Raw genomic sequence first — 7,845 nt, 5'->3', positions numbered from 1 at the left:
ATGTGATCTTCGCCTGTCCGAGGTGAGCGGCTTTTTCGACGTGGGAACGGTCAAACACTTCGCGTCCTTTCGCGGGAAAATTTCGGTCGACTGCGGGAGTGGCCTGCAACGACAGGCTGTGCCCCTGGAGGTCTGTCGGCGAGGTCTGTCGGCGCCGAGGCCGGACTTCAGCCGACCGCAACATCATCGATTGCCGGCTGCCGAGCCGTGGTTCGCCGATCCGGCGCGGACGGCGGCGCCTGCCGAGGCGGCGGGCCGCCTCGTGAGGCGCGCCGCCAGCCTCGGCGGTCCGAGGGCTACGTCTTCGCCAGCGCGCTCTTGGGATTGAGCTTGCCGATATTGCCGCTTTCACTGCCCGCCGCCGGATCGATGGCGGCGTTGATCAGCGTCGGCCTGCCGGACTCCAGCGCCGCGTCGACGGCGCGCTTCAGGTCATCGGGGGTGGCGGCATTGACGCCATGACCGCCATAGGCCTCGATCGTCTTGTCGTAGCGCGCGCCCTTGACGAACGAGGTGATCGCCGGATCGCTGAAGCCGCCCGCGTTGACATGGTCGCCGCGATAGATGCCGTCATTGTTGAAGACGACGATGCAGATCGGCAGGTTGTAGCGGCAGATGGTCTCGATCTCCGCATTGGAGAAGCCGAACGCGCTGTCGCCCTCGATGCACAGCACCCGGTTGCCGGTTTCGATCGCGGCCGCGATGGCGTAGCCCATGCCGATCCCCATCACGCCCCAGGTGCCGACGTCCAGGCGTTTGCGCGGCTGATAGATGTCCACCACGCCGCGCGCCTGGTCGAGCGTGTTGGCGCCCTCGTTCACCAGAACCGTGTCCGGGCGTTCGCGGATCACGTCGCGCAGCACGCGCAGCGCTGAATGGAAATCCATCGGCATCGAGTTCTTGCCGAGACGGCTCGCCATCTTGGCGACGTTGGCCTGCTTCTTGGCGTCGATCGAGGCGGTCCATTCGGCCGGCGGCTTCTGCCAGTCGTTGCCCATGCCCTTCAGCAGCGCGGCGACGCAGGAACCGATGTCGCCGACCACGGGAGCTGCGATTTCGACGTTGGAGTCCATCTCGCGCGGTTCGATGTCGATCTGGATGAGTTTCTTCGACCCCGCCGCGCCCCACTGCTTGCCCTTGCCGTGGCTCAGCAGCCAGTTGAGCCGGGCGCCGATCAGCATCACCACGTCGCTGTCCTGCAGCACCGTCGAGCGCGCCGCGGCGGCGCATTGCGGATGGGTGTCGGGCAACAGGCCCTTGGCCATGCTCATCGGGATGTAGGGGATGCCGCTGTTCTCGACCAGCGCGCGAATGTCGTCGTCGGCCTGGGCGTAGGCTGCCCCCTTGCCGAGGATGATCAGCGGACGCCTGGCGCTGCGCAGCAGATCCAGCGCGCGCTGCACCGCGGATGGGGCAGGGATCTGCGCCGGCGCCGGGTCGATCACCTTGACCAGGGAGCGTTGCCCGGCGGCCTTGTCCATCACCTGGCCGAACAGCTTCGCCGGCAGGTCCAGGTAGACGCCGCCCGGACGGCCGGACACCGCGGCGCGGATGGCGCGGGCGACGCCGATGCCGATATCGGCGGCGTGCAGCACGCGGTACGCCGCCTTGCACAGCGGCTTGGCGATGGCGAGCTGGTCCATCTCCTCATAGTCGCCCTGCTGCAGGTCGACGATCTCGCGCTCCGACGACCCTGAGATCAGGATCATCGGGAAGCAGTTGACCGTCGCGTTCGCCAGCGCGACCAGGCCGTTCAGGAAGCCCGGCGCCGAGACCGTCATGCACACGCCCGGCGCCTTGTTCAGGAAGCCGGCGATCGCGGCGGCGTTGCCTGCATTGGTCTCGTGCCGGAACGAGATCACCCGCATTCCCTCGGCCTGCGCCAGGCGGCCCAGATCGGTGATCGGGATGCCCGGAACGTTATAGATCGTCTCGATGCCGTTGAGTTGCAGCGCGTCGACGACCAGGTGGAAGCCGTCGGTGAACTCCTGCGTCTCCGAGGCTGTTTCGACTTGTTTGTCCATGAGTTTGAGTCCCTTCGTTAGGTTGGATCTTTGCGGTAGCGGGCGTTGCCGCGCGCCACGGGGAGTGTTGGATGTTGGAGGCGGAGTGGGGCGCCGGCGATGCAGCCTGCCGCTTGGCGGATGCGGCATCGCCGGCGGTGGCAACGGCTTGGTTGGCTAGGCAGCGCTCCTCTCGAGCATGTCCGGCTCGGCAACCTCGTGCGACTGGAACCACTGCGCCGCCGGGGCGAGGATGAGGGCTACGACGAACACCGCGATGACGTTGATGACGGCTGCCACCAGGAGAACGCTGTCCCAGCTTCCGGTGATCCGTGTCACGATGGAGGCGAGCGGCACCAGGAGGGCGGCAGCGCCCTTCGCCGTATAGAGCAGCGCTGCGTTGGTGGTGGCGAACTTGGTCCCGAACAGGTTCGTGCACATCGCCGGGAACAGGCTGAAGATATTGCCCCAGCAGAAGAACACCAGGCCGGTGCAGAGGACGAATGCCGCCGGGATGGAGCCGAACAGATAGAGGAAGAAATACGCCGCGGCGCCAAGGCCAAAGCCGATCATCATGGTCTTGGGCAGGCCGATCAGGTCCGCGATCCAGCCGAACAGCGGCCTTGCGACGCCATTCATGACGTTGGAGAACACCAGCGCCAGCGACAACGTGCTCACGCCCACGAGCATGATGTTCGAGATGGCGTGCGAATTTGCGATCGCGACCAGGTTCGCGGTGACCACGAGCCCGCCGGCGCACATCAGCACGTCACAGATATACAGAACCCAGAACACCCAGCTGCCAAGCACTTCCCTGGACGTATAGCTGCGGAGCGACTGCTTGGTTGCGGCGTTGACGACGACGTTCACTTCGCCTGGATTGGGGTGGCGAACGAACTGGGAGGCGATCAGGACGACACCGCCCTGAATCAGCCCGAACAGCAGGAATGCCGCCTGGTAGCCCGAGGATGCGATGTACATCTTGATGGGAATGATGGTCAGCGCGGCGCCGGCACCGAAGCCGGCGGCGACCAGGCCGGTCGCCAGGCCGCGGTGATCGGGAAACCATTTGACCGCAGTTCCCACCGAGACGCAGTAGATGGCGCCGGCTCCGAAGCCGGTCAACGCACCGCCGACATACAGGGCCGTCAGCGACGTGGAATAGGCGTCCAGCACCCAGCCGGCCCCGACCAGAAGGCCGCCGAGCCCCATCACGACGCGTGGCCCGAAGCGCGGCCCGACCCGATCGCAAACCCAGGCATCGACCGGTGTTGCCCAGGTTTCCAGCGCGACGAAGATGGTGAAAGCGACCTGGATGCTGCTGACGGCCCAGCCATGGGCCTGCTGCAGCGGAGAGACGAAGACCGACCATCCGTATTGCAGATTGGCGATCATGATCATGCAGACGATCGATAGCCCGAGATGCAGCCATCTTCTATTGCTTGGTTGGGCTGTACCGGCCGGCGCTGTAATAAGCATATGCGTAATCCTCTTGAAGGCGGTCTGCCGGGACGGCGAACTCGTGACATCGCGAGGCGTCATCGCCGGCGGATGTATCCGCGGCGTTTTTCATCATGGTCGTTTCGTCATGGAGTTGATCGGCTCCGTCTGCCGGTGCGGGGGCGACCCCGCATCCGGCAGGCCTGTTGTTGATCCGCTCTGCCGGGCGGTGCGGGGAGATCAAGCCCCCGGTCCCGGCAGATCGCAGCCTGTCGCCCAGGCCGTCGTCAGACCACCTTCTCCGCATGCATGCGGGCGATCTGGTCCTTGTCGTAGCCGAGCTGACTCAGAACCTGGTCGGAGTGCTCGCCGAGGAGCGGCGAGGTCTTCACCTCGATCTTCAGTTCGGAGAACTTGATCGGACAGCCGACGGTCAGGAACTTGCCGCGAACCGGATGGTCGACCTCGACGATCGAACCGCTCGCGCGCAGCGACGGATCTTCCTCGATGTCCTTCATCGACATCACCGGCGCGCAGGGAATGTCGTACTTGCGCAGGATGTCGACCGCTTCCCATTTGGTCTTGTCGGCGAGCCAGCTCTCGATGTAGGCGAAGATGTCGAAGATCTTGTCCTGGCGCGCCAGCGCGGTCTTGTAGGCGGGATCTTCGACCCATTCGGGCTTGCCGATCGCCTTGGCGGTGTTGGCCCAGTTCTGACCCTGGATCGTGAAGTAGATGTAGGCGTTCGGGTCGGTCTCCCAGCCCTTGCACTTCACCACCCAGCCCGGCTGTCCGCCCCCGCCGGCATTGCCGCCGCGCGGCACGGCGTCGGTGAACTTGCCGTACTTGCCGTCTTGCCGGATCGGATACTGCGGATATTCCTCCAGCACATGGAGGCGGTCGAGGCGCTGCTGGTCGCGCAGCTTGACGCGGCACAGGTTCAGCACGGCATCCTGCATCGCGCAGGCGACCTTCTGGCCGTGGCCGGTCTTGTCGCGCATGCGCAGCGCGGCGAGGATGCCGATCAGCAGATGCATGCCGGTGTTGCTGTCGCCCAGCGCAGCCCCGCTCACGGTCGGCGGGCCGTCCCAGAAGCCGGAGGTCGATGCGGCGCCGCCGGCGCACTGCGCGACGTTCTCGTAGACCTTGAGGTCTTCGAACCGGTTACCCTCGGAGAACCCCTTCACCGAAGCCAGGATCATCTTCGGGTTGAGTTCCTGGATGCGTTCCCAGGTGAAGCCCATGCGGTCGAGCGCGCCGGGGCCGAAGTTCTCCACCATCACGTCGGAGACCTTGATCAGCTTCTCCAGGATCTCCTTGCCGGCCTTGTTCTTCGTGTCCAGCGTCAGCGAGCGCTTGTTGCAGTTGAGCTGGGTGAAATACAGCGCGTCGGCATCGGGGATATCGCGCAACTGGTTGCGGGTGATGTCGCCGGAGCCTGGCCGCTCCACCTTGATCACGTCGGCACCGAACCATGCCATCATTTGCGTACAGGCCGGTCCGGCCTGCACGTGGGTGAAATCGATCACTCGAATTCCGTCAAGAGCCTTAGTCACGGTCATAATCCTTTGCTTTCCGGGGAATGGGGTGGGCAGCGGAACGTCCGGGTGCGTTCGCGGCTGCGACGAGGTGGGGTCCGCCCGCGAGGCGGCTAGTCGCTTGTCTCAACGAGACCGAATTCTTGATTCCTGCTGGCTCCCGCCCGGGGCATGGTCCCCGCTCTCGTCCGCTCGCGCCCGGCAGCGCAATCGGATGGTGCGGCTGACCGGGTCATTCCGCCCGGCGGGATGCGTCCAACGCCTCCATCAATACGGCAGCCTCGCTGCTCAATTTCATCGACCATGGTCCGTGCATCTGGGATGCCGTTATCAGTCATTTGGCATCTGGCATGCCATATACCAATGCAGCAACCCTACCTTCGGAGCACGTCGGCGCATTGACTTAGATCAACCGGCACGCCTGGTTCTGCAAAAGGCCTGATCCGTGGAATGATGCTTCGTGGTTCGGTTAACGGCATCCGCGGAGCAGCGCCGTTGACTGGGCGCAATTTGACCCTCCCGGCGAGGCCAAGCATCGTCCGGGGACGCGCGACTTCGCGGCGGCCAGCGTTCGAGACGTCGAGACTCGCCGCGACAACGGTCCTGATCCCGGGTTGCCGGGGTCCCGTCGCCCGCGACCGGCCAGGACGATTCCACGTCGGTGTTACTACCTATCCGCCGGTTAGCGAGGCCGTAACAAGCCAGCGTTCAAGATGGTACATGACCTTGGCCGCCAAGCTGCAGCGTCTACGCTTCGATCGCTCACGGCGCTCGTCGCGTTCGATTGGCGCGCGGATCCTGCAGGTCGTCGTCAGCCTGGCTGGTCCGTGGATCCTTGGCTTCGCGATCTTCGCCATCTGCGTCTACCAGAACGAGCGCAATCACATCACCAACAGCACGATTGCGACCTCGCGCGCGCTGGCGTCGGCGGTCAATCGCGAACTGGCCAGCACGATGCTGGCAGCCCAGGTTCTGGCCTCGTCGCCGTTTCTTGCCTCGGACGATTTCGCAGCCTTTCATCGTGAGGCAACGAAGATCGCTCCGATGCTGCATGCAAGCGCGATCCTGCTCGCCGACGCGACCGGTCAACAACTCGTCAATACGTTGCGGCCGTCTGGTGAGGCGCTGCCGTTACGGCGCAACATCCAGAATCTGCGCAAGGTGTTCGAAACCGGTCAACCCTCCGTTTCCGATCTTTTCCTCGGCAGTCTGACCAATCAACCGTCCATTGTCGTCGAAGTGCCGGTGCTGCGGGATGGTCACGTCAAGTACACGATCGGCATCGCCCTTGTGACCGATCGGTTGGGAGACTTGCTGACTGGCCAGCAGCTGCCGCCGGATTGGGTCTCGACCATCGCCGACAGTTCGGGCGCCATCGTCGCCCGCGCCGGCTATGCCGGGCCGGTCGGCACGCAGGCCCTGCCGGTGCGTCTGTCTGCGATGACGGCCGCGCGGTCAGGCCTGGTCGAGACAAGTCGCCACGATGGTACGCGAATATTCGTGGGGTTCAGCAAATCGGACATGTCGGACTGGACGGTCGCGATCAGCGTGCCGGTCTCGATCGCGTTCCACGACCTGAACCTGTTGCTTCGGTTCGGCCTCGTCGGCTTGATCGCGGCCCTGATCATCGGCTTCGCCCTGGCGTTCTATCAGTCGGCCCAGATCGCACGCGCCGTTCAGTCCTTGATACCCCAGGCACTTGCAATCGGGCACGGTGAGGTGCCGGCCGGGCCGAGGCTTGGCGTCCGGGAGGTCGACGAGGTGGCGCAGGCGCTCGACCGTGCCGACCGGCTCGTGAAGACGCGAACCGCCGAGCGCGACAGCGCCGCGCAAAAGGAAGAGGAAGCCAAGACCCTGACCGGCGTGATGAGTGAATTCGTCAACAATGTCAGCCACGAGCTGCGCACGCCATTGACCTCGATTGCCGCCTCGCTCGGCCTGTTGGCTGGCGGGTCGCTTCACCCATTGCCTTCGCCGACCGACCGCCTGGTGTCCATCGCGCATGCCAATGCGCAACGTCTCGTGCGGCTCGTGAACGACATTCTCGATATCGCGAGACTGGAGTCCGGCAAGGCGATCTTTCACTATGCGTCGATCGAGCTGCTTGCGTCAGTCAAACAGGCGATCGATGCCAATGGCGCGATCGTGCAGGCCCAGGGCCTGTCGATACGGCTCGATGCGCGATCGCCCTTCTGCATCGTGCGGGCGGATGACGATCGCCTCGTCCAGGCCCTGACCAATCTGCTCTCCAATGCGATCAAGTTCTCGCCCCCGGGTGGCGAGATCGTCGTCACGGTCGAGCGGGCGGAACGCATGGGACGCGTGACCGTACGCGACCAGGGCCCGGGCATTCCCGACGAGTTCCGCGCGCGCATCTTCGGAAAATTCGCGCAGGCCGAAACCGGCGATGCGCGGCGGAAGGGAGGTTCCGGACTGGGCCTCAATATCGTCCAACAGATCGTCACGCAGCACGCCGGCGCCGTCACATTCGACAACGCGCCGGGCGGCGGAGCGATATTTTGTCTGGACATACCATTGGTCGATGAAGCAACCGGTGAGCTGGTCGCGCGCCGGCGCGATTCTGCCGCTTGAACGCGGCGATCGCCGACGATCGCGGCCGATCCCCTTCGACGACGATCGGATCGAACAGCAGACGGGGACGAATCCCGTCACTGGACCAGGCCGGCCGCGAGAGGGCTGGCACGTCCTGGCGGTGTCCCTCGCACGCGCGGTTTTGGCACGCCCTCACCACGAGGATCGAAGATTTCGCCGCGACGACAGTCCTGATCCCGATGGCCGCCGGCGGAGGCGCCCGTCCCGAAGGATGGCCGCGAACGCGGCGGCGCGCGGCAGCCGTCCTACCC

Annotated in this window: 4 protein-coding genes; 1 reads left to right on the top strand and 3 read right to left on the bottom strand. The window is 64.9% G+C overall.

The genetic code is table 11. The features are described 5' to 3' along the window. Nucleotides 1-296 precede the first annotated feature (296 nt). From oxc to frc, 3 genes are all read right to left on the bottom strand, one after another. Nucleotides 297-2,024: an oxalyl-CoA decarboxylase gene (gene oxc, locus WCB02_RS27075; RefSeq protein ID WP_423962826.1), complete on the bottom strand. Its 1,728-nt coding sequence runs from the start codon at nucleotides 2,022-2,024 to the stop codon at nucleotides 297-299. Between the two features lie 156 nt (nucleotides 2,025-2,180). Beyond that, nucleotides 2,181-3,482 (bottom strand): oxalate/formate MFS antiporter, encoded by a 1,302-nt coding sequence (gene oxlT / locus WCB02_RS27070; protein WP_423962825.1) that lies wholly within the window; start codon nucleotides 3,480-3,482, stop codon nucleotides 2,181-2,183. Nucleotides 3,483-3,730: 248 nt separating this feature from the next. Then, complete coding sequence (gene frc / locus WCB02_RS27065) at nucleotides 3,731-4,999, bottom strand: formyl-CoA transferase (protein WP_423962824.1); 1,269 nt, start codon at nucleotides 4,997-4,999, stop codon at nucleotides 3,731-3,733. A gap of 702 nt (nucleotides 5,000-5,701) precedes the next feature. Here frc and WCB02_RS27060 point away from each other — a divergent pair. Next, on the top strand, nucleotides 5,702-7,573 hold the full coding sequence (locus WCB02_RS27060) for a sensor histidine kinase (RefSeq protein WP_423962823.1): 1,872 nt from the start codon (nucleotides 5,702-5,704) through the stop codon (nucleotides 7,571-7,573). Nucleotides 7,574-7,845: the final 272 nt, after the last annotated feature.

Origin of the sequence: Bradyrhizobium sp., assembly GCF_049581145.1 — a bacterium.
Lineage (GTDB): Bacteria > Pseudomonadota > Alphaproteobacteria > Rhizobiales > Xanthobacteraceae > Bradyrhizobium.
The sequence above is the reverse complement of the archived record's forward strand: the minus strand, read 5'-3'. Positions and strand labels throughout refer to the sequence as shown.

Excerpts from the sequence above, each read along its gene's own strand:
- oxlT (WP_423962825.1), bottom strand. The coding sequence starts at position 3,482 with ATGCTTATTACAGCGCCGGCCGGTACAGCCCAACCAAGCAATAGAAGA.
- oxc (WP_423962826.1), bottom strand. The coding sequence starts at position 2,024 with ATGGACAAACAAGTCGAAACAGCCTCGGAGACGCAGGAGTTCACCGAC.
- WCB02_RS27060 (WP_423962823.1), top strand. The coding sequence starts at position 5,702 with ATGACCTTGGCCGCCAAGCTGCAGCGTCTACGCTTCGATCGCTCACGG.